Source organism: Paenibacillus sp. BSR1-1, from assembly GCF_030403775.1.
Classification (GTDB): domain Bacteria; phylum Bacillota; class Bacilli; order Bacillales; family Cytobacillaceae; genus Neobacillus.
On the sequence record NZ_JAQMWQ010000011.1, the window covers coordinates 134,161 to 157,006 of the forward strand.

The following is a 22,846-nucleotide window of genomic DNA, read 5'->3' on the forward strand; positions in this document are numbered from 1 at the left end:
AATACAGCATCCCAAAAAAAGAAGCATGAAAATTATTCTTCATGCTTAACCAAAATTTTCTTCATTTTTCTTGAAAACTCTCTCCTTGGAATGAGAACACTATGGCCGCAGCCTTCACATTTAATGCGGACATCCATCCCCATGCGGATAATCTTCCAGCGATTCGTCCCGCACGGATGCTGTTTCTTCATTTCAACCACATCGTTTAAAGCAAACTCTTTTTCCTCCACCCGACTCACCATCCTTTAAACACTTGGTTCTTTTACATTACTTGAATCCTTCGAGAACATCACCATGCGTGGATATGGAATTTCAATTCCATGGGCATCTAGTTCAATTTTGATATCTTTTCTTATTTTCCTCGTAACTGCAGCATGCTTCATTGGCAATGTTTCAGCAATAATTCTAATTATTACTTCTGATGGTCCAAAATTTTGAATGCCCAAATACTCCGGAGCTTTTACTAATTCCTCATATTGTTCCGGCATTTTTTCAAGTAAATCTTTAATGACTGTCTCAGCCTTATCAATATCTTCCTCATAAGCAATTCCGACATCAATTATTGCAATGCTATTATTAAGGGAAAAGTTGGTTACTTCCATAATACTGCCATTTGGAAGAATATGGACTTCCCCAGTCCAGCTTTTTAATTTGGTCGTCCGTAAGCCTATTGTCTGAACCGTTCCCTCAAACTGTCCGATGCGGACATGGTCACCGACCGAAAATTGGTCTTCAAAAATGATAAAAAATCCTGTAATCACATCTTTAACCAAACTTTGGGCGCCAAAACCTACAGCCAAGCCGACAATCCCGGCACCGGCAAGAAGGGCCTTTACATCGATTCCTAATACGGAAAGAATCATCATAAAAGCAATAAAATAAACCACATAAGAAAGGATATTATCTAAAAGTTTTGAGAGGGTCTCTTCGCGTCGTTCGGAAGTACTGAGCGGAGAGAGGTTTCTAATTTTAAATATGTTATGAATGGCCAATTTTCCAATGCGGATTAATATATTGGCAATGACAAGAATGGCGATAATCTTTAATAGCCCTTCGCCCAAGTTTAACCACGTATCTTCATTTTGAAATTTATTAATCAATTTTTCCATGCCTTTTTCAGTTAGACTCATACATCCACCTTCCTTTATCTAAACCACATCTATTTTAACAATTTTCTTTCTTACATTGTAGCATTATGATTTTTTCATTTTCTATCCACTTCATGTATAGATTTACTGAATTTTCCGTATACTAATAAAACTTAGAGTAGGGAGTGGGATTAATGAATCTAAAAACGAACTTTTTTGACAGGAGGAGCAAGACTCGCATCATTCATGATGATGATCAGGCATCCGAAAATTTAGCGGAGGAATTGCTGGCCGCCATTCCAAAAGTGACTAGCCGCCCGATCGTATTTGTTTGTATTGGTACAGACCGCTCCACCGGAGATTCATTAGGACCACTTGTCGGAACATTGCTTGAAGAAAAAGAACTGAAATCCTTTTATGTATATGGAACATTAGATGAGCCGATCCATGCAGTGAATTTAGCAGAAAAGCTAAAGGAAATTCATATTAAGCATGTAGACCCGTTTATTATCGGAATCGATGCCTGTCTGGGAAGGATGAAAAATGTCGGTGTCATTCAACTTGGGCATGGTCCAGTCAAGCCAGGCGCCGGGGTAAACAAGGAGCTTCCAGCTGTTGGCGATATCCATATCACTGGGATTGTCAATGTCAGCGGGTTTATGGAATTCTTTGTATTACAAAATACACGGTTAAATCTAGTGATGAAAATGGCGAAAACGATCGCCGGCGGAATTTACGAAGCCAGCCTCTTGTATCCAAAGCAGCGCTGGAACGATTTAAAATGGTTAGATGAAGAAAAAACAAATTAAAAAGAGCACAGGGGTGCTCTTTTTGTGATTCCATTTATTGTAAGAAAGTATGATAAAAATACATACCGGTGACAATGATTCCCGTGATTACAATGCCAGGGAGAAGGTTTGCGACCCTTATTTTCACCATTCCGGTAAGATTAAGACCAATGGCAAAAATCATAATACCGCCTGTTGCTGTCATTTCAACGATGAATTGATCCATCAAGGCTTGGGGGACAAAACGGTCAATTTGTGTGGCAAATAAGGCAATCAAACCTTCATAAAGTACAACAGGAATCGCTGAAAAAATGACACCAATTCCAAGTGTGGTCGTTAAAATCAATGCAGTGAATCCGTCAATCAAAGATTTCGTATACAATACATCATGATCGCCGCGAATACCGCTGTCAAGGGCTCCGATAATTGCCATGGCACCAATCACAAAGATTAAAGTGGCCGTGACAAACCCCTCTGAAATACTGCCTTTTCCATTGGAACCGACCCTTTTTTCCAGCCAGCCGCCCAAATCATTTAATTTATCCTCGAGTTTTAACAGCTCACCGACTACCGCACCAACTACTAGACTTATAATGACAATTAGGAAATTTTCGCTTTTGAAGCCCATTTGCAATCCTAAAACCATAACGGACAAGCCAATGGCATACATGACCGTGACTTTCATTCCCTCTGGAATTCGGTTTAACAGCTTACCGAGAAGAGTACCAATCACTATTAATAGTCCGTTAACTATTGTTCCTAGTAAAAACATGATGTTTCACCTTATTTAGCCTTTCGAAATAATTAATATTACTAAACTATCATATTAAGATAAAAAAATAAACCATCCCTTTGGATGGTTTTAAAATGACTCTTCCTGGCCAAGCATTTCAAGAATCCGTTCCAGATCTTCCTGCGAGAAAAATTCAATTTCTATTTTCCCCTTATTGTTATTTTGCTTAATATTCACTGTCGTGCCAAAACGCTCACGCAACGAATGCTCACGTTCCTGAATGAAAACATCCTTTTTCTTCTCAGGCTTTTTTGTTTCACGTGAAACATCTTCATTTAATAGTTGAATTAATTTTTCCAACTGGCGGACGTTTAACGCTTCATTGATAATTTTTTCGATTAAAACAGGCAACTTAGCTTTTTGTCTTAGTCCTAATAAGGCACGGCCGTGACCCATTGATATTTTTCCTGCTGAAATTAACTCTTGAATATGGGGAGGAAGGGAAAGCAGCCTAATATGATTAGCGATATGCGGCCGGCTTTTGCCTAAGCGTTTCGCTACTTCCTCTTGTGTCAGCTTCAGCTTTTCCATTAATGTTTGGTAGGCAAGTCCCTCTTCAATCGGATTCAAATCTTCCCGTTGAAGATTTTCGAGGACAGCCAATTCCATCATTTGCTGTTCAGAAAGCTCGCGAACGACCGCTGGGACTGTTTCAAGCTTCGCTTCTTTAGCAGCCCGGAAACGGCGTTCACCGACAACAATTTCATAGCCCTTGATTGTTTTTCTAACAACGAGCGGCTGTAGGATTCCATGTTCTAAAATCGACTCTTTTAATTCATCGATTGTATCTTGGTGGAAGGTTTTACGTGGCTGGTAGGGATTCGGCCGCAGCTCCTTAAGTTTAATTTCTTGGACTGTTTCTTCTTTGCCGACATCCGCAAAAAATGCATTAAGGCCTTTTCCTAATCCTTTAGCCATTTGAGACCACTTCCTTCGCTAAATCTAAATAGACTTCTGCTCCGCGGGATTTTGCATCATAGGTAATGATCGGTTCCCCATGACTTGGAGCTTCACTTAGACGCACATTTCTAGGAATAATTGTTTTATAAACCTTGTCTTGGAAGTATTTTTTTACTTCTTCAATGACTTGAATGCCAAGATTAGTCCTTGCATCAAGCATTGTTAGTAATACTCCTTCAATTTTTAATTCTTGATTTAAATGCTTTTGCACCAGTCTTACGGTATTCAAGAGCTGACTTAGTCCTTCAAGCGCATAATATTCACATTGTACTGGGATTAAAACGGCATCGGAAGCTGTTAAAGCATTGATGGTTAATAAACCTAAGGATGGCGGACAATCAATAATAATATAGTCAAATTGATCCTTAACCTCTCCGAGGGCGCGTTTTAAACGGACCTCTCTGGAAATCGTCGGAACGAGTTCAATTTCTGCTCCAGCCAGCTGGATGGTTGCTGGAAGTGCGTATAAATTTTCAACAGATGATGGTTTAATAACTTCATTTACTTCGACATCGTCTACTAAAACATCATAGATACACTGTTCAACTTCTGCCTTTTCAATTCCAATCCCGCTTGTTGCATTTCCCTGCGGGTCAATGTCTACCAATAAGACACGTTTCCCTATGTGTGCTAAGCAGGCGCCTAGGTTGACAGAGGTAGTCGTTTTGCCGACTCCACCTTTTTGATTCGCGATCGCAAGAACTTTGCCCACGATGTCACCTACCCTTTATATCTTGAAAAATTTTATTCTAGGAATCTATTAAAAATTATCCTCCATAAAAGAAAGAAAGTAAAATTTCATTCCTATATTTTAACATGAAATTGATAGGTTTTTGTTTTTTTTCTAAAAATATTCCAATCAGTTAATTTTTCCAAAAAAATAGAACCAAACAAGTATGATTGTATGGTTCTTCTAAAACGTAAATTATTTTTTCTTTGGAATCCGAATTGTAAATTGGTAAAATTCGTCAAATTCTTCTTCCTCAGCGTCAAGATTAATCCCGCTGTCGGTTACCATTGTCAACGATTGACGAATGGTATTGACGGCGATTCTCATATCCTTGCTAAATGCTTTGCGTTTCGGCTTGGGTTTTTCATTTTTTTGTTCAAGCATCCTGACAACGCGATCCTCGGTCTGCTTAACATTCAAATTCCTTTCAATAACCTCAGCCATGAGGACCACCTGTTTTTCTGGATCCTTAAGTGGAATCAAGGCACGTGCATGCCGCTCAGTAATGATTTTATTTAATAAGGCTTCCTGTACCGGCTGCGGTAATTTTAAAAGCCGCAATTTATTGGCGACAGTCGATTGGCCTTTGCCAAGCCGCTGTGCTAGTGCCTCTTGCGTGAGGTTGTGCAGTTCGAGCAGTTTTCCGTACGCAATCGCTTCTTCAATCGGCGATAGCTCTTCCCGCTGCAAATTTTCAATCAATGCCACAGAAGCCGTTTCGGTATCTGATAAATTTTTTACAATCGCTGGCACTTCTGTCCAGTCTAGTTTTTTCATGGCCCGCCAGCGGCGCTCACCGGCGATGATCTCATATTTGCCAATTGCAAATTCTCTAACTACAATCGGTTGAATGATACCATGTATGTGTATCGTTCGTGATAATTCTTCAATCTTATCTTCATCAAATACTGTTCGCGGCTGAAAACGGTTAGGCACTATCTGGTCAATTGGAATTTTTTTAATTTCTTCATTTCTTTCCACTTCAATTTCTATTTCTATTTCTTCCTCAAGACCAACCGCAGCCTCTTGTTCTCCTTTTTCACCAAAGCCAAAAAAGCGTGTAAATGAATTTTTCATCCCCAACACCACCTTTACGAAACTCCCTATTACTAATTCTATAAACGAATAATATCTTCCTGCCTAACGAGGTAATTTTCACAAAATTTGCGAGCCTTCCGTTACTCGATTGGTGCTTTACCTGGTGTCCCTGGTTTTCGCGGATATTTCTTCGGCGTCTGTTTTTCCTTATTAATAATTAAAATACTTCTTTCGCTTTCTTCAAATGGCAATGTAAAAGTAAACATTTTATCCAGCTTGCCGCCGAGTGTGGTTATTGCTTTTTGACCCACTGCCAATTCTTCTTTGGCTGATGCGGCCTTCATGGCAATAAAGTCCCCGCCGACTTTGACAAGCGGAAGACAGAATTCACTGAGAACCGACATCCTTGCAACGGCCCTTGCTGTCACAACATCAAAATTTTCGCGATATTCCGGATTTACCCCAAAGGTTTCCGCCCGGTCATGGACAAAATGAACATTCTCTAATTCCAAAACGTTTGCAAGATGGTTTAAAAAGGAAATTCGCTTATTCAATGAATCCACAATCGTTACTTCTATTTCCGGGAAAACTATTTTTAGCGGGATGCTCGGAAATCCCGCACCTGCCCCGACATCACAGAGATGAAAAGGTTTAGTAAAATCAAAATAAAATGCTGCCGTAATGGAATCATAAAAGTGCTTTAAATAGACATCATCCTTATCGGTGATGGCTGTTAAATTCATTTTTTCATTCCATTCAACCAAAGTCTCATAATATTTTTCAAACTGGTTAAGCTGCCTGTCCGTAAGGGTAATGCCCTGTTCCTGAAGACTCTCTTTAAATTGTTCAATATTCATTTAAAAATCCTCGCTGTCCAGCTCAAGCGCCTAGCCCCTCTTTGGTCTAAGCCCATCCGGCAAGAAGGTTTAAGGGCAACCTTCTCACCGGCTTGTCTTATGCTTGCGGGGGCTGATCAAGGCGCTTCCGCTCTTCTGGTTATTCATTTGATATTCTCGCAACCCGGCCTTGTTCTAAGTATACAAGAAGAATGGAGATATCCGCAGGGTTTACCCCGGAAATTCTAGAGGCCTGAGCAAGAGATAATGGCTTGATCTGCTTTAGTTTTTGTCTTGCTTCTGTTGCCAGTCCTGTTATCGCATCATAATCGATGTTTTCAGGGATTTTCTTATTCTCCATTTTCTTTAAGCGATCGACTTGCTGCAGAGATTTTTCAATATATCCCTCATACTTAATTTGAATTTCCACCTGTTCCTTTGTTTCATCATCAAGCGGAGCATCAGATTTAGTTAGAGTTTCCAGCAATGAATACGTCATTTCTGGTCTTTTTAACAAATCAGAGGCACGGATTCCATCCTTTAATTCACTGCCGCCGATGCTTCTTATTAGTTCTTGCACCTCAGCAGAAGGCTTTAAAATAATGGAGAGTAAACGTTCCTTTTCTGTCTCAATCGCGTCTTTTTTGGTTAAAAATTTCTGATAGCGTTCATCGGTAATTAAGCCAATTTCATGACCGGTTTCAGTTAAACGCAAATCGGCATTATCATGACGCAGCAGCAAGCGGTATTCCGCTCTTGACGTTAGTAATCGGTAAGGCTCATTTGTTCCTTTTGTAATCAAATCATCGATTAATACTCCGATATAGGCATCGGAACGACTTAACACTAACTGTTCCCGACCAAGTGCATTAAGCCCTGCATTAATTCCGGCCATTAAGCCCTGTCCTGCCGCTTCCTCGTATCCAGACGTACCATTAATCTGCCCCGCCGTATACAAGTTTTGCACGACCTTTGTTTCAAGGGTTGGCCATAATTGTGTAGGGACAATCGCATCATACTCAATTGCATAACCGGATCGCATCATTTGTACGTTTTCAAGACCTGGAATGGTTTTAAGAATTTGCTGCTGCACGTCTTCAGGAAGACTTGTTGATAAACCTTGAACATATACTTCCTGCGTATTTCGGCCCTCTGGCTCAAGGAAAATTTGGTGGCGCGGCTTATCATTAAAACGTACGACTTTATCTTCAATCGATGGGCAGTAACGCGGTCCTGTTCCTTTAATCATCCCGGAATACATCGGGGAGCGGTGCAGGTTATTATCAATTAACTGATGTGTATGTTCATTGGTATAGGTTAACCAGCATGGGAGCTGATCGGTAATATATTTCGTTGTTTCATAGGAAAAGGCCCTTGGCGTTTCATCACCAGGCTGAATTTCCGTTTTGCTATAATCAATCGTATGGCTGTTTACTCTTGGCGGCGTTCCAGTTTTAAATCGGACTAAATCAAATCCAAGCTCTTCTAAGTGCTCAGACAGCTTAATGGATGGCTGCTGATTATTCGGACCGCTCGAATATTTTAATTCACCCAGGATGATTTCCCCGCGCAGGAAGGTCCCCGTCGTAATGACAACCGTTTTTGAACGATAGACGGCGCCTGTTTTGGTAATTACACCCTTGCAATTTCCGTCTTCGACAATTAACCGCTCGACCATGCCTTGGATTAACGTCATATTCGGTTCATCTTCAATTGTTTTTTTCATTTCATGCTGATAGGCAAATTTATCCGCCTGTGCTCTTAATGCTCGTACAGCTGGCCCTTTGCCTGTGTTCAGCATTCTCATTTGAATATGGGTTTTATCGATGTTTTTGCCCATTTCTCCGCCTAATGCATCGATTTCCCGTACGACAATGCCCTTGGCAGGACCACCTACCGATGGGTTACATGGCATAAAGGCAACCATATCGAGATTGATAGTAATCATTAATGTTTTGGCACCAAGTCTTGCCGCCGCGAGGCCTGCCTCACAGCCAGCATGACCGGCACCGACGACAATAACGTCGTAACTGCCTGCTTCGTATTGCATGTTGATCCTCCTTTTCCGTTAAAAACGGAAACCTACCTACTAATTGTCTCGCTCCGGCGCCTAAGGCGCTTCTGCTTTTCTACTTTCCTAAACAAAACTGTGAGAATAACTGATCAATGAGGCTTTCATGGACGCTGTCGCCGATGATTTCCCCAAGCAATTCCCAGGTTCTTGTTAAATCTATTTGTACAATATCAATCGGAGTGCCCAATTCTACACCTTCAATAGCTTCTTCGATTGAGTTCAAACTTTGATTCAATAACGCAATATGACGGCTGTTTGAAACATAGGTCATATCACCAGCTTCAAGTGAACCAGCAAAGAATAAAGAGGAAATCGCCTCTTCCAGTTCATCTACTCCTTGGTCTTCTAATAGTGAAGTCGTTACTAGCTTATACTCCTTCGCTAATTCTTTCACCCGGTCTAAATCAATTTGCTGCGGCAAATCTGTTTTATTGACAATGACGATGACATCCATTCCCTTAACGGCTTCGAATAGATTTTCATCCTCTTTTGTCAGCTTGTCCGAGTAATTCAACACGAGCAAAATTAAATCTGCCTCTTTTAATACCTGTCGCGAACGCTCGACACCAATCCGTTCAACGATATCCTCTGTTTCCCTGATTCCCGCTGTATCCAAAAGTCGAAGCGGTACACCCCGTACATTGACATACTCTTCTATCACATCGCGGGTAGTCCCTGGTATATCAGTGACAATCGCCTTGTTTTCTTGCACCAGACTGTTTAATAAAGAGGATTTTCCAACATTCGGCCGGCCAACAATAACAGTGGAAAGGCCTTCTCTTAAAATTTTTCCTTGCTGAGATGTTTGCAAAAGCTTGGTAATTTCCTCTCTTACAATGTGAGCTTTTGGCAGCAGCATAGTATGAGTCATCTCTTCAACATCGTCATATTCCGGATAATCAATATTCACTTCAATATGGGCCAGGATTTCTAGAATTTCCTGACGCAGTCGTTTAATCAGCTTCGATAGGCGCCCTTCCATCTGCCCAAGGGCGACATTCATGGCCCGGTCTGTTTTCGCTCTAATTAAATCCATGACTGCCTCTGCCTGCGATAAATCAATCCGTCCATTTAAAAATGCCCGTTTTGTAAATTCACCCGGCTCTGCTAATCTTGCTCCGTTTTTTAAAACATGCTGGAGGACTCGATTAACTGACACGATTCCGCCGTGGCAGTTAATTTCCACTACATCCTCTTTTGTAAAGGTTTTTGGCCCCTTCATCACAGAAACCATTACCTCTTCAACCACTTCGTCGCTCTTTGCATCGATTAGATGGCCATAGTGAATTGTATGGGTCGGTTGCTCAGACAGCTTCTTCCCGCCAATCCCTTTAAAAAGCTTATCAGTTATTTTTATCGCATCATCCCCGCTCAATCGGACGATGGCGATGGCTCCCTCACCCATTGGCGTCGAGATCGCTGCAATTGTATCAAACTCCATCTACTTCACCTCACTTAAAAACCATATTTATATATGAAAATTATTTTTTTATCCAAAACACTAGAATACCACATCAATTTCTGTTAAAAAAGCAAACCACTTCGTTAAAAATTATCCACAGTACAGTATTGTCCATTTATTATTTTAACTTATCCACATGTGAATAACAATAAAACAAAAATAAGGGAACATTGTTTGTAAAGTTGAAAATTTTTTTATAAAGATCCTAGAAATTACGTTTTTGCAAAAATCAAAAACAAATTTTGGGGAAATTGATTGGTTTAGAGTGTAAACAAAGAGTCCCAAAAAAAATGTTTCGGATTACGGACTCGGACGGTTGTTATTCTGAATTACGATTCCTCTATAAGCTTAATTGCAGACTTGATTCCCTGATTTTTCGTCTCCAGTGTCCTCTATAGCCCTTATAGTGGACTCGGCTCCTTGATTTTTCGACTCCCATGTCCTCAATAGCTCTTATTGCGGACTCGGACCGTCGTTTTCCGTAATTCGTGTCCCTAACAAGCACATTGCAAGCGGATTTCCCCTTAGCTTATAAAAAAACACCCTATCGAAATTCGATAGGGTGCTTTAGTATTATTTATCTTCTTACTGGTGATATGACAATAAATCGATGAGGCTCCGATCCATCGGAAAAAGTTTTCACGCGTTTATTTTCAGATAAAGCGGAATGAATAACTTTACGCTCATAGGAAGGCATCGGCTCTAATGCAACATCTTTCCCAGTCTTGACTGCTTTCTCAGCAAGACGATGTGCAAGTTGAATAAGGGTTTCATTTCGTCTGTTTCGGTAATCTTCAGCGTCCAATATAACAGTTAAATACTGATTGGAGAAGCGGTTAATCACTAATTGCGTCAAATATTGAAGTGAATTTAAAGTTTGGCCCCTTTTTCCAATCAAAAGCGCAATCTTTTCCCCAGTCATGATGAACTGAACCTGCTTGCCGTCCCGCTTAATCTCAATTTCCGCAGGGGCACCCATTTGTTCACTAACTTGAGTTAAAAATTTCTTCGCTTCCTCTAGCGGATCGATAATGACGGTTACCTTTACAACAGCTGGACGTGAACCAAAAATACCGAAAATCCCTTTTTTTCCTTCGTCAATAATGTCAACATCTGTGCGGTCTTTTGTTGTCTTTAATTGAGCTAAAGCTGATTCTACTGCTTCTTCGACTGTTTGTCCTGTAGCAGTTACTTGTTTCACTTTTTTGCTCCTCCCGCTTTGCCGGTGGCCTGTGCCCTCAGATCCGGCCCTTTAATAAAATAGGTTTGAACAATCATAAAGATATTTCCGACAACCCAGTACAAGGACAGAGCTGCTGGGAAATTAAAAGCAAAAACGACAATCATAATCGGCATCATCCAAAGCATCATCGCCATTTGCGGATTCTGCTCCTGTCCAGCCATCATCAATTTTTGCTGAATAAATGTTGTGATACCTGCAACGATTGGTAAAATGTAGTACGGATCCTTTTCACCAAGGTCAAACCACAGGAAGCTGTCTTGGGCAATTTCCCTTGTTCTTGAAATGGCATGATAAAAACCAATCAGGATTGGCATTTGCACAATTAAAGGAAAGCATCCAGCCATAGGATTTACGCCATGCTTTTGAAAAAGCGCCATCGTTTCCTGCTGCAGCTTTTGCTGTGTCTTTTGATCCTTCGAGCTATATTTTTCACGAAGAGCCTTCATTTCCGGCTGCAAAGCCTGCATCGCTTTTGAGCTTCTTGTCTGCTTAATCATTAACGGCAGGATAGCCAGCCTGATTAAGATCGTTACGACAATAAGCGATAAACCAAAGCTGCCCCCAAGTAAATGAGCACCTTCTTTAATCAGCCAGGACAAAGGATAGACAATGTATTCATTCCAAAAGCCCGTACTTTCGGCAGTAATTGGCTTCTTTATTTCACTGCACCCTGTGAGGAACAGAAAAACAGAAAGAAGGCCGAATGAAAGAAATATTCTTTTTTTCAACCAATTTTTCCTCCTTGCAACATATATAGTGAAAAAGTGTGTAGGTAAACTTTTTATGTATATATTTCCATTAGGATATATCATAGGTATTTTATCATTTATTTAAATGAATTGTCTTCATTGCTTTACAATTATCGCCCTAAAAGTTTTTCTTCAAAACCTTGCCGACCTTTAGTACATGGGTCAGACTCTTTTTGACCTCGAAAAAATCCATTTCAGCTGCAGGCTTTCTTGCAATGATCACGAAATCATTTCCCACAGCCAGCTGATCTTTAAGCTCGAAAACAGATTGTCTGAGGTATCTTTTAATCCGATTCCTTGTAACAGCATTTCCAATCTTTTTGCTGACAGATAGTCCAATTCGAAAATGAGCCTGTTCTTCTTTTGATAAGGCATAGACAACAAATTGTCGATTCGCAAATGAACGGCCTTTCTGGAAGGCTGATTGAAATTCTTTATTCTTTTTAATTCGGAATTCTTTTTTCATAAAAAAACTCCTTCATTTAATAACGTTCTTTGAACTTTGATAGCTTTCCAGCTCCAGCGCCTAGGGAAAGGTGAACTGCTTTTTCCCTGATCAAGGCGCTTCCGCTTATAATTAGAAAAAAGACCACTGAGACGTTTCAGTGGTCTAAGCTGATAATACTTTTCTTCCTTTACGACGGCGACGAGCAAGAACCTTACGTCCGTTTGCTGAGCTCATACGACTGCGGAATCCGTGAACTTTGCTGTGTTTACGTGTATTTGGTTGGTACGTTCTTTTCATATATGACACCTCCCCGAGGAATAACTCTCAATTACAAATGACAGTCTTAATTATTATAAAGATGTCCATCCCAAATTGTCAACCACTCTCCAGCTATTGTTTCCTATTTCCAAATTTTTTTACATACTTTCGTTAAGAAGAACGGCATGAAAAAAAATTTCATCTCAAATCCGTTTTTTCGTGCCTGTGGATAAAAAATCGACACATTTCGCATTATCCACACAAGATATTGACAGCTTTTTCACAAAATCAATTCTTGTGGACAATTATTATACACACAATGTTACAGTTGTGGATAAACTTCGAAAAACCATTGCACACCTTGCTATTATTTGATATTATATTTGTGTTTTCACTCTGAATAACTTCATCCCCAAAAATGCTTATCCACAAATTGTGGATAACATGTGGACATGTTATTCTAGGTCTCTGTAAAAACTTGTCCACAAGGGGTGGATATTGTCGAAACTCCACTTTATTTCCTTATTATATGTTTTCCACAACCAATGTTTCGTATATTGCTAAATTCATAGATTGTACTCCTAAATTGACAAACGATTTTCACTTAAACTTTGTCGAATAGGATACCTGGTTGAGAAAAGAATACTCCATATACAAATAATTTTTTTCGGAGTTAGACAGCAGCGAAATGCATTTAAATATAAAAAATCAGAAAAAAGGAGGGAAACTAGTTGGAAAATATTGCGGATCTTTGGAATGCAGCTCTAGCCAATATAGAAAAGAAAATAAGCAAACCCAGCTTTGATACTTGGCTAAAGTCGACAAAGGCTCATTCCCTTCAAGGCAATCTGCTTGTCGTGACAGCTCCAAATGAATTTGCCCGCGATTGGCTGGAAGAACGCTATTCTCAGTTAATTGCAGGAATTCTTTATGAAATAACGGGAGAAGAATTATCGGCCAAGTTTATTATTCCGCAAAATCAAAAAGAGGAAGAACTCGATCTGCCAACGCCTCCAAAAAAGGCGAAAAAGGATGATGATCACACGGAATTTTCTCCAAACATATTAAATCCAAAGTACTTATTTGATACGTTTGTTATTGGTTCCGGCAATAGATTTGCCCATGCTGCCTCACTTGCTGTAGCTGAAGCACCGGCAAAGGCCTACAATCCTCTCTTTATTTATGGGGGTGTAGGATTAGGAAAAACCCACTTAATGCATGCGATAGGCCATTATGTTCTAGATCATAAACCTTCGGCAAAAGTGGTTTATTTATCGTCTGAAAAATTTACCAACGAATTTATTAACTCGATTCGTGACAATAAAGCGGAAAGCTTCCGCAATAAATATCGAAATGTGGATGTCCTTCTGATTGATGATATTCAGTTTTTGGCTGGAAAAGAATCAACTCAGGAAGAATTTTTCCATACCTTTAATGCTCTCCATGAGGAAAGCAAACAAATCGTTATCTCAAGTGACAGACCCCCAAGGGAAATTCCGACATTGGAAGATCGCCTGCGTTCCCGCTTTGAGTGGGGTTTAATTACCGATATTACTCCGCCTGATTTAGAAACGAGAATTGCCATCCTTCGTAAAAAGGCCAAAGCCGAAGGACTTGATATACCAAACGAAGTCATGCTCTATATTGCGAATCAAATCGATACAAACATTAGGGAACTAGAGGGTGCCTTAATTCGTGTCGTTGCCTATTCATCTTTAATTAATAAAGATATCAATGCAGATTTAGCTTCGGAAGCATTGAAGGATATCATTCCAAGCTCGAAGCCAAAGGTCATCACGATTCTTGATATTCAAAGGGTCGTCGGGGAACACTATAGTGTCAAACTTGAAGACTTTAAAGCCAAAAAGCGGACAAAGTCTGTTGCTTTCCCACGGCAGATTGCGATGTATTTATCACGTGAATTAACCGATTACTCTTTGCCTAAAATAGGAGAAGAGTTCGGCGGCCGGGATCATACGACTGTAATCCATGCTCATGAAAAAATATCCAAGCTCCTCCAATCCGATTCAACGCTGCAGAAGCAAATGAAGGAATTGAATGAGCTGTTGAAAATATAACTTAATTGTGAATAACTCCCTAAGACTTGCACACAGTCTGTCCACATGTGGATAGGCTGTGTTTCTATTGAAATTCCTAGTTATCCACATACTAACAGGGCCTACTAGTACTTCTTCTATATTTTTTAAAAAATAATATTATATGCTTACGCATTAAAAATATGCTTACAGGGAGGATTTAATTATGAAATTTATTATCCAGCGCGATCGTCTTGTTCAAAGTGTTCAAGATGTTATGAAGGCTGTTACAACAAGAACCACCATACCTATTCTTACGGGAATTAAAATTGCTGCTACAACAGATGGAGTTACTTTAACAGGAAGTGATTCTGATGTTTCCATTGAATCCTTTATTCCTAAAGAAGAGTCTGGGGATGAAATTGTAGAGATAAAACAATCAGGAGCAATTGTTTTACAAGCTAAGTTTTTTAGCGAAATCGTAAAAAAATTACCGACTGATTCCGTTGAAATTGAAGTACTTGGATCGCTGCAAACCGTTATCCGCTCCGGAAAATCAGAATTCAACCTTAACGGCCTTGATGCAGAAGAGTACCCTCACCTGCCGCAAGTAGAAGAAAATAATAAATTTCATATTGCGACCGATTTGTTAAAAGCGATGATTCGCCAAACGCATTTTGCTGTGTCCACCTCAGAAACACGTCCAATCTTGACAGGTGTAAACTGGAGAATTGAAAATGGCGAGTTAACCTGTATTGCAACAGATAGCCACAGACTTGCATTAAGGAAAGCGAAAATTGAAACGGCAAATAACGAAACCTATAATGTCGTTATTCCAGGAAAAAGCTTAAATGAATTAAGTAAAATTATTGATGACACAAATGAATTAATCGATATCGTGATTACGGAAAATCAAATTTTATTTAAAGCCAAGCATTTATTATTTTTCTCAAGATTGTTAGAAGGCAACTATCCGGATACATCAAGATTAATTCCAGGTGAAAGTAAAACAGATGTGACAGTCAATACGAAGGAATTTTTGCAGGCGATTGATCGTGCTTCTCTGCTTGCGCGTGAAGGAAGAAACAATGTCGTTAAATTTTCAACAATTGAGGATGGAATTATCGAAATTTCTTCAAATACACCAGAGATCGGTAAGGTTGTAGAAGAAATTCAAAGCGGTGCGATCGAGGGAGAAGATTTAAAAATTTCCTTTAGTGCAAAATATATGATGGATGCCCTAAAAGCATTAGAAGGAACCGATATCAGAGTAAGCTTTACTGGAGCCATGCGCCCGTTCCTGATTCGTCCCCTTCATGACGAAACCATTTTGCAGCTGATTTTACCTGTAAGAACGTACTAAATATTTATACAACCTAGTGTATATAGCCGCCACACCATTGGCGGCTATATTTACTATTGTGAGATAACTTTTGAGAATCCTTTGTATCTAAGGCGAAAATTTAGTAAAATAAAGTATTGAGACCATTTTAGGAATGAGGGTGACTTGTGTGCCTGGAGAAATAAAGCTGAGCACAGAATTTATTACATTAGGACAATTTTTAAAAGCAGCTGATGTGATCCAATCTGGCGGAATGGCAAAATGGTTTTTAAGTGAACACGAGGTATTTATCAATGGTGAACAAGACCAAAGAAGAGGAAGAAAGCTTCGGGCAGGTGACAAGGTTCAAATTGCCGGTGTTGGGGAATTTGTCATTAAATAAAAAAATTAAGTTAATCTTTGAGAAATGTCTAGCTACAGCGCCTAGGGGCTCGCAGGTCTACAGCCAATCCGTCGAGAAGGTTAAAAAGCAACCTTCCCGACGGCTTGTCTTATGCTTGTCGCCCCTGATCAAGGCGCTTCCGCATTTCTATTAAGGATGTCCTGCGCATGTATATTGAAAAATTAGCGTTAAAAGACTATCGCAATTATGATGAGTTATTTATTGAATTTGAAAATAAAGTAAATGTAATCTTGGGAGAAAATGCTCAAGGTAAAACCAATGTAATGGAATCCATTTATGTGTTAGCGATGGCTAAATCCCACCGAACATCAAACGATAAAGATCTTATTCGCTGGGATCAAGATTATGCTAAAATAGAAGGCAGGGTTCAAAAACAACACAGCTCGCTTCCGCTGCAATTGGTTATTTCCAAAAAAGGCAAAAAAGCAAGGCTTAACCATATTGAACAACAAAAATTAAGCCAGTATGTGGGGAATTTGAATGTAGTCATGTTTGCACCAGAGGACCTTAACTTAGTAAAGGGCAGTCCGCAGGTGCGAAGACGGTTTATTGATATGGAAATTGGGCAAGTTTCGCCAATTTACTTACATGATATGAGTCAATATCAAAAAATACTCCAGCAGCGTAATCATTATTTAAAAATGATGCAGATAAAAAAGCAAACCGATCAGACAATGCTTGAAATTTTAACCGAACAGTTTATTCAAATTGCCGTGAAAATTGTCACTAAAAGATTTGAGTTCCTAAAGCTGCTTGAGAATTGGGCAAAACCAATTCACCAAGGGATATCCCGGGGGCTTGAATCGCTTGAAATAAACTATAAACCTTCCGTAGAGGTATTAGAAGGACAAGATTTGTCGAAAATGGTAGCATGCTTTGAAGAAAAGTTCGAGAAGGTGCGCGCAAGGGAAATTGAACGCGGAACAACCATGTTTGGCCCTCATCGCGATGATTTGATGTTTTTTGTAAATGGAAGAGATGTTCAAACCTTTGGATCACAAGGTCAGCAGCGGACAACAGCATTGTCTGTAAAGCTTGCGGAAATTGAACTAATCTATGCCGAAATTGGGGAATATCCGATTCTCCTTCTAGACGATGTGTTATCAGAGTTAGATGATTATAGACAATCTCATCTGCTCAATACCATCCAAGGCAAGGTTCAAACCTTTGTGACGACCACAAGTGTAGAGGGGATTGACCATCAAACATTGAAGGAAGCCTCCACATATGTTGTGGATTCTGGCTCTATAAAGAAAGTCAACTGAGGTGGAGCATGTATATTCATATCGGGGAAGACCACAATATCCGGGCCAAGGATATTATTACCATCCTGGATAAAGAAAGTGCCAACCAATCGGAGCTCGTGGAGGAGTTCTTGAGCCGCCATAAAGAGAAAGTTATGAATTTATCCAAAAACCCCTTTAAGTCGATTATTATTACCTATGACAAAGTTTATTTATCCCCAATTGCTTCTGGAACGTTAAAGAAACGTTCCAGCCAATTGAATATCCAGGAATTTTAATACATCATATTCTTATTGTTTTTATAACGAAAATATAGCTATATTTTTGTATGAAGGTGCAGGTGAACAGGTATGACTATGGAACAAAAAGCTTTAGAAGAACAATCCTACGGTGCGGAACAGATTCAGGTTCTAGAAGGACTTGAGGCAGTAAGAAAAAGGCCTGGTATGTATATCGGTTCAACAAGCGGCAAAGGCCTCCATCATCTTGTTTGGGAAATCGTTGATAACAGTATTGACGAGGCGCTGGCCGGCTTCTGTAATGAAATCAATGTTTTCATTGAGGAAGACAATAGCATCACAGTAAAGGATAACGGCCGTGGTATTCCGGTTGATATTCAAGAGAAAATGGGCAGACCCGCCGTTGAGGTCATAATGACGGTTCTCCATGCCGGCGGTAAGTTTGGCGGCGGAGGCTACAAGGTTTCTGGGGGACTTCATGGGGTTGGTGCATCGGTTGTTAATGCCCTCTCCACTGATCTTGAGGTTTATGTCCACCGCGAAGGTAAAATTCACTTAATTAAATTTGAACGCGGAGCGGTTGTCCAAGAACTTGAGGTAATTGGAACTACCGATAAAACAGGTACCATTACACACTTTAAACCAGATGGTGAAATTTTCACTGAAACCCTGGTATATGAATATGACATTCTAGCCACTCGTCTTCGTGAGCTTGCCTTCCTTAACCGAGGAATCAAAATCACGATTGAAGATAAGAGAGTTGAAAATAAACATAATGAATATTACTACGAAGGCGGTATTAAATCCTATGTAGAGCATTTAAACCGTACAAAGGAAGTTATTCATGAAGAACCAATCTATATTGATGGCGAGCGCGATGGCATTAGTGTGGAGGTCGCTCTTCAATATAACGAAGGCTATACTGATAACATTTACTCCTTCGCTAATAATATCCATACCTATGAAGGCGGAACGCATGAATCAGGCTTTAAAACAGCCTTAACTAGGGTCATTAATGACTACGCCCGAAAAAATGGTTTGATTAAAGAAAATGATACGAACCTTTCTGGAGAGGATGTTCGTGAAGGATTAACTGCTATTGTTTCGGTCAAACACCCTGATCCACAATTTGAAGGACAAACAAAAACAAAACTCGGAAACTCTGAAGTAAGAGCGATAACCGATACTGTCTTTGCTAGTCATTTTGAAAAATTCATGCTGGAAAATCCGACAGTTGCCAGGAAAATTATCGATAAAGGCTTAATGGCTGCGAGAGCAAGGCTTGCTGCAAAGAAAGCCAGAGAATTAACCCGCCGGAAAAGCGCGTTAGAGGTTTCCAGTTTACCGGGTAAATTAGCGGATTGTTCTTCTAAGGATCCCTATGAAAGCGAATTGTATATCGTTGAGGGTGATTCTGCGGGCGGCTCTGCAAAACAAGGCCGTGATCGCCATTTCCAAGCGATTCTACCGTTAAAAGGGAAAATCCTTAATGTTGAGAAAGCACGTTTAGATAAAATTCTTTCTAACAACGAAGTTCGAGCAATGATTACCGCCATTGGAACAGGAATTGGCGAGGATTTTGAAATTTCGAAGGCGCGTTATCATAAAATTGTCATTATGACGGATGCCGATGTAGATGGTGCTCACATTCGAACACTGATTTTAACTTTCTTCTATCGCTACATGAGAAAAATATTAGAAGCAGGTTATATTTATATTGCCCAGCCTCCGCTCTATAAAGTGCAGCAAGGAAAACGGATTGAGTATGCGTATAACGATAAAGAGCTTGAACGGATTTTCGCTGAGCTTCCAAGCCAGCCAAAGCCGAATATCCAGCGGTATAAAGGTTTGGGAGAAATGAATCCTGAACAATTATGGGAAACAACGATGGATCCTGAAAAACGAAGCATGCTTCAGGTTAGTCTTGAGGATGCGATCGAAGCAGATGAAACGTTTGAAATGCTTATGGGTGAAAAAGTAGAACCACGCCGGAACTTCATTGAAGCTAACGCACAATATGTTAAGAACTTAGATATATAAATCAGGGTAGAGGTTTAACCACTATCCTCCTTTTCTTTTACCTGGGTGGCCAGGTGATCATTATAGGAGGTACCAAATATGGCTGAAACACCAAATTCTCAAATAAAAGAGATTAATATCAGTCAGGAAATGAAATCTTCCTTTCTTGACTATGCAATGAGTGTTATCGTTTCACGTGCCCTTCCAGATGTTCGGGATGGTTTAAAGCCCGTACATCGCCGTATTTTATATGCTATGCATGATCTTGGAATCCATGCGGACAAACCATATAAAAAATCTGCTCGTATCGTCGGTGACGTTATCGGTAAATATCACCCGCATGGCGATTCCGCCGTTTATGAAACGATGGTTCGGATGGCGCAGGACTTCAACTATCGTTATATGCTTGTTGATGGACACGGGAACTTTGGTTCCGTAGATGGAGATGCCGCAGCAGCGATGCGGTATACCGAATCGAGAATGTCCAAAATCTCAATGGAATTATTAAGAGATATCAACAAGGACACAATTGATTACCAAGATAACTATGATGGTGAAGAAAAAGAACCTGTTGTTCTGCCGGCAAGATTTCCAAACCTGCTAGTTAACGGAACTACAGGTATTGCGGTCGGTATGGCTACCAATATCCCGCCCCACCAGCTTGGTGAAGTCATTGACGGTGTATTGGCGGTCAGTCATGACCCTGAAGTTACTACTCAAGAGTTGATGGAGATAATTCCGGGTCCGGATTTCCCGACTGGAGGAATCATTCTTGGCCGGAGTGGTATTCGTAAGGCCTACGAAACAGGTCGAGGGTCGATAACTATCCGAGCTAAAGTAGAGATTGAACAAAAATCGAATGGCAAGGAAGTCATTATCGTAAATGAATTGCCATATCAAGTAAATAAAGCAAAATTAATTGAAAAAATTGCGGAATTAGCACGTGATAAAAAAATTGATGGCATAACTGACCTTAGAGATGAATCTGACCGCAGAGGAATGAGAATTGTAATTGAGGTCCGTAAAGATGCTAATGCTAATGTCCTCTTAAATAACTTATATAAGCAGACGGCCCTGCAAACTAGCTTCGGAATTAATACGCTGGCCCTTGTGAACGGTCAGCCGAAGGTGCTAAGTCTAAAACAATGCTTGGTCTATTACTTAGATCATCAAAGAGTAGTTATCCGCCGGAGAACAGAATTTGAACTTCGTAAAGCGGAAGCACGTGCTCATATTTTAGAGGGTTTAAGAATTGCGCTGGACAATTTAGATGCCGTGATTACCCTTATTCGAAACTCGCAAACAACTGATATTGCCCGCGAAGGTTTAATGAGGGAATTTAATCTTTCTGAAAAACAAGCCCAGGCAATCCTTGATATGCGTCTACAGCGTTTAACAGGTTTAGAAAGAGAAAAGATTGAAGATGAATATCAAAGCCTTATGAAGCTTATTGCGGAATTAAAAGCAATCTTAGCTGATGAAGAAAAGATTCTTGAAATCATCCGCGAAGAATTACTGGAAATTAAAGAACGCTTCAATGATAAGCGCCGAACAGAAATCCAAGCAGGCGGTATTGAAAATATTGAGGATGAGGATTTAATTCCACGTGAAAATATTGTCATTACCCTAACCCATAACGGTTATGTTAAACGTCTGCCGGTGTCTACATACCGTGCACAAAAACGCGGCGGACGAGGCATTCAAGGAATGGGCACGAATGAAGATGATTTCGTTGAACATTTAATCACCACTTCCACCCATGATACGATTCTGTTCTTTACCAATAAGGGTAAAGTATATCGCTCAAAGGGATATGAAATCCCAGAATATAGCCGAACAGCAAAAGGAATTCCGATTATTAACCTTCTTGGCATTGAAAAAGGAGAATGGGTAAACGCTATTATTCCGGTGGAAGAATTCGTGGACGATTGGTTCTTGTTCTTTACAACCAAGGAAGGAATCTCAAAACGTTCACCATTATCATCGTTTGCGCACATCCGTAACAATGGTCTCATTGCATTGAGTCTCCGTGAAGGTGATGAACTGATCTCTGTCCGCATGACAGATGGATCAAAGGATATGATTATTGGTACAAAGAACGGTATGTTAATCCGTTTCCCGGAAACAGATGTCCGATCAATGGGGCGGACTGCCACCGGAGTAAAAGGGATTACTTTGGATCAAGGCGATGAAGTGGTCGGAATGGAAGTTTTAGAAGAGGACAATGATGTTCTAATCGTGACCCAAAATGGTTACGGAAAACGTACACCTGCTGCTGAATACCGAATTCAAGGTCGAGGCGGTAAAGGTATCAAAACTTGCCACGTAACCGAGAAGAATGGAAATCTTGTTTCCATGAGAGCCGTAACAGGGGAAGAAGATCTTATGTTGATTACAACTGGCGGCGTCCTTATTCGCATTGATGTAGCTGGTATTGCAAGAATAGGCCGGAATACTCAAGGTGTCAAACTCATTAGCATAAAAGAAAATGAAAATGAGTTTGTGGCCACAGTTGCTAAAGTAGAGAAAGAGGAAGAAGCTGTTGAGAATGAAAGCGGCACTGAGGGTGAAGAAACCCCTTCTGTGAATGAAGAAAACAGCCAGGAAGAGACAATCTCTTCTGAAGAAATTGCCCCTGAGGGTGATGAAGAATAAGAAGCCAAAGGGAGCATACAGGGTATGTTCCCTTTCTTTATATAAGGCTCTTTTCGTAAACTTTGTTGCTCTGGTATTAATTAAGAGTCATTTACAAAGTTTCCAGGCAATATCCGCAAATGTTCTTACGAAAAGTTGCCACGAAGAATCCTTTTATACGGGTTGATGAACTTATACGTAAAACAACAATCTTTGCGAAAATAGCCTTTTATAAAAAGTTTTAAAAAACCGTTGACTTAAATTATTACAGATGATATATTTATTAAGTCGCTTACGAGCGATTGAAAAAAATTGATCTTTGAAAACTAAACAAACAAAAACGTCAACAAACAATAATATTCGTTTCATTTGAAACGAAGCCAACGTTTTATTTTATGAGCTAATCAACTTTCTTGGAGAGTTTGATCCTGGCTCAGGACGAACGCTGGCGGCGTGCCTAAT

At 40.1% G+C, this 22,846-nt stretch carries 21 protein-coding genes; 8 read left to right on the forward strand and 13 right to left on the reverse strand.

All coding sequences use genetic code 11. The features are described 5' to 3' along the window. Positions 1-32 precede the first annotated feature (32 nt). Together PH210_RS16660 and PH210_RS16665 are read right to left on the reverse strand one after the other, a co-directional pair. Complete coding sequence (locus PH210_RS16660; RefSeq protein ID WP_223595370.1) at positions 33-230, reverse strand: DUF951 domain-containing protein; 198 nt, start codon at positions 228-230, stop codon at positions 33-35. A gap of 15 nt (positions 231-245) precedes the next feature. Further along, entirely contained in the window at positions 246-1,130 is an 885-nt protein-coding gene (locus PH210_RS16665; RefSeq protein WP_289987079.1) for a mechanosensitive ion channel family protein, read from the reverse strand. 152 nt (positions 1,131-1,282) lie between these two features. Here PH210_RS16665 and yyaC point away from each other — a divergent pair, with 152 nt between their 5' ends. Next, positions 1,283-1,897, forward strand: a complete 615-nt coding sequence (gene yyaC / locus PH210_RS16670) for a spore protease YyaC (protein ID WP_289987080.1) — start codon at positions 1,283-1,285, stop codon at positions 1,895-1,897. Positions 1,898-1,931: 34 nt separating this feature from the next. On the opposite strand, the gene PH210_RS16675 is transcribed toward yyaC, so the two are convergent. The 11 genes from PH210_RS16675 to rpmH all read right to left on the reverse strand — a co-directional run bounded on the left by PH210_RS16675 (position 1,932) and on the right by rpmH (position 12,506). After that, positions 1,932-2,648 carry a DUF554 domain-containing protein gene (locus PH210_RS16675; RefSeq protein ID WP_289987081.1) on the reverse strand — a complete coding sequence of 239 codons (717 nt, stop codon included), beginning with the start codon at positions 2,646-2,648 and terminating at the stop codon, positions 1,932-1,934. 90 nt (positions 2,649-2,738) lie between these two features. Next, positions 2,739-3,587, reverse strand: coding sequence for a ParB/RepB/Spo0J family partition protein (locus PH210_RS16680; protein ID WP_289987082.1), 849 nt, complete (start codon positions 3,585-3,587; stop codon positions 2,739-2,741). After that, entirely contained in the window at positions 3,580-4,341 is a 762-nt protein-coding gene (locus PH210_RS16685; RefSeq protein WP_289987083.1) for a ParA family protein, read from the reverse strand. Before PH210_RS16685 ends, PH210_RS16680 begins: the two co-directional genes overlap by 8 nt. A gap of 213 nt (positions 4,342-4,554) precedes the next feature. After that, positions 4,555-5,436: a nucleoid occlusion protein gene (noc, locus tag PH210_RS16690; RefSeq protein WP_289987084.1), complete on the reverse strand. Its 882-nt coding sequence runs from the start codon at positions 5,434-5,436 to the stop codon at positions 4,555-4,557. Positions 5,437-5,537: 101 nt separating this feature from the next. Further along, positions 5,538-6,254: a 16S rRNA (guanine(527)-N(7))-methyltransferase RsmG gene (gene rsmG, locus PH210_RS16695; protein ID WP_289987085.1), complete on the reverse strand. Its 717-nt coding sequence runs from the start codon at positions 6,252-6,254 to the stop codon at positions 5,538-5,540. 139 nt (positions 6,255-6,393) lie between these two features. Further along, a complete protein-coding gene (mnmG, locus tag PH210_RS16700) occupies positions 6,394-8,283 on the reverse strand; it encodes a tRNA uridine-5-carboxymethylaminomethyl(34) synthesis enzyme MnmG (RefSeq protein WP_289987086.1) in 1,890 nt (629 codons plus the stop codon). 79 nt (positions 8,284-8,362) lie between these two features. After that, on the reverse strand, positions 8,363-9,748 hold the full coding sequence (mnmE, locus tag PH210_RS16705) for a tRNA uridine-5-carboxymethylaminomethyl(34) synthesis GTPase MnmE (protein WP_289987087.1): 1,386 nt from the start codon (positions 9,746-9,748) through the stop codon (positions 8,363-8,365). Between the two features lie 598 nt (positions 9,749-10,346). Beyond that, entirely contained in the window at positions 10,347-10,970 is a 624-nt protein-coding gene (jag, locus tag PH210_RS16710) for an RNA-binding cell elongation regulator Jag/EloR (protein ID WP_223595387.1), read from the reverse strand. Next, positions 10,967-11,740, reverse strand: a complete 774-nt coding sequence (gene spoIIIJ, locus PH210_RS16715; protein ID WP_289987088.1) for a YidC family membrane integrase SpoIIIJ — start codon at positions 11,738-11,740, stop codon at positions 10,967-10,969. The genes jag and spoIIIJ overlap by 4 nt, the downstream gene beginning before the upstream one ends. Positions 11,741-11,879: 139 nt before the next feature. Continuing rightward, a complete protein-coding gene (gene rnpA / locus PH210_RS16720; RefSeq protein ID WP_289987089.1) occupies positions 11,880-12,227 on the reverse strand; it encodes a ribonuclease P protein component in 348 nt (115 codons plus the stop codon). Between the two features lie 144 nt (positions 12,228-12,371). Then, the gene (rpmH, locus tag PH210_RS16725) at positions 12,372-12,506 is read right to left on the reverse strand and encodes a 50S ribosomal protein L34 (RefSeq protein ID WP_223595391.1); all 135 of its coding nucleotides are present in this window, start codon (positions 12,504-12,506) and stop codon (positions 12,372-12,374) included. Between the two features lie 692 nt (positions 12,507-13,198). Between rpmH and dnaA the strand changes: the two genes are divergently transcribed. The 7 genes from dnaA to gyrA all read left to right on the forward strand — a co-directional run bounded on the left by dnaA (position 13,199) and on the right by gyrA (position 22,405). Continuing rightward, entirely contained in the window at positions 13,199-14,545 is a 1,347-nt protein-coding gene (dnaA, locus tag PH210_RS16730) for a chromosomal replication initiator protein DnaA (protein WP_289987090.1), read from the forward strand. A gap of 184 nt (positions 14,546-14,729) precedes the next feature. Beyond that, on the forward strand, positions 14,730-15,866 hold the full coding sequence (gene dnaN, locus PH210_RS16735; protein ID WP_289987092.1) for a DNA polymerase III subunit beta: 1,137 nt from the start codon (positions 14,730-14,732) through the stop codon (positions 15,864-15,866). 148 nt (positions 15,867-16,014) lie between these two features. Beyond that, the gene (yaaA, locus tag PH210_RS16740) at positions 16,015-16,227 is read left to right on the forward strand and encodes a S4 domain-containing protein YaaA (RefSeq protein ID WP_289987094.1); all 213 of its coding nucleotides are present in this window, start codon (positions 16,015-16,017) and stop codon (positions 16,225-16,227) included. Between the two features lie 167 nt (positions 16,228-16,394). After that, positions 16,395-17,513, forward strand: a complete 1,119-nt coding sequence (gene recF / locus PH210_RS16745) for a DNA replication/repair protein RecF (RefSeq protein ID WP_289987095.1) — start codon at positions 16,395-16,397, stop codon at positions 17,511-17,513. An 8-nt stretch (positions 17,514-17,521) separates the two neighbouring features. Next, positions 17,522-17,770 carry an extracellular matrix regulator RemB gene (gene remB / locus PH210_RS16750; protein WP_289987096.1) on the forward strand — a complete coding sequence of 83 codons (249 nt, stop codon included), beginning with the start codon at positions 17,522-17,524 and terminating at the stop codon, positions 17,768-17,770. A 78-nt stretch (positions 17,771-17,848) separates the two neighbouring features. Then, positions 17,849-19,771 (forward strand): DNA topoisomerase (ATP-hydrolyzing) subunit B, encoded by a 1,923-nt coding sequence (gene gyrB / locus PH210_RS16755; protein WP_289987105.1) that lies wholly within the window; start codon positions 17,849-17,851, stop codon positions 19,769-19,771. Between the two features lie 78 nt (positions 19,772-19,849). Then, positions 19,850-22,405, forward strand: a complete 2,556-nt coding sequence (gene gyrA, locus PH210_RS16760) for a DNA gyrase subunit A (RefSeq protein ID WP_289987097.1) — start codon at positions 19,850-19,852, stop codon at positions 22,403-22,405. The last annotated feature ends 441 nt before the right edge of the window (positions 22,406-22,846 follow it).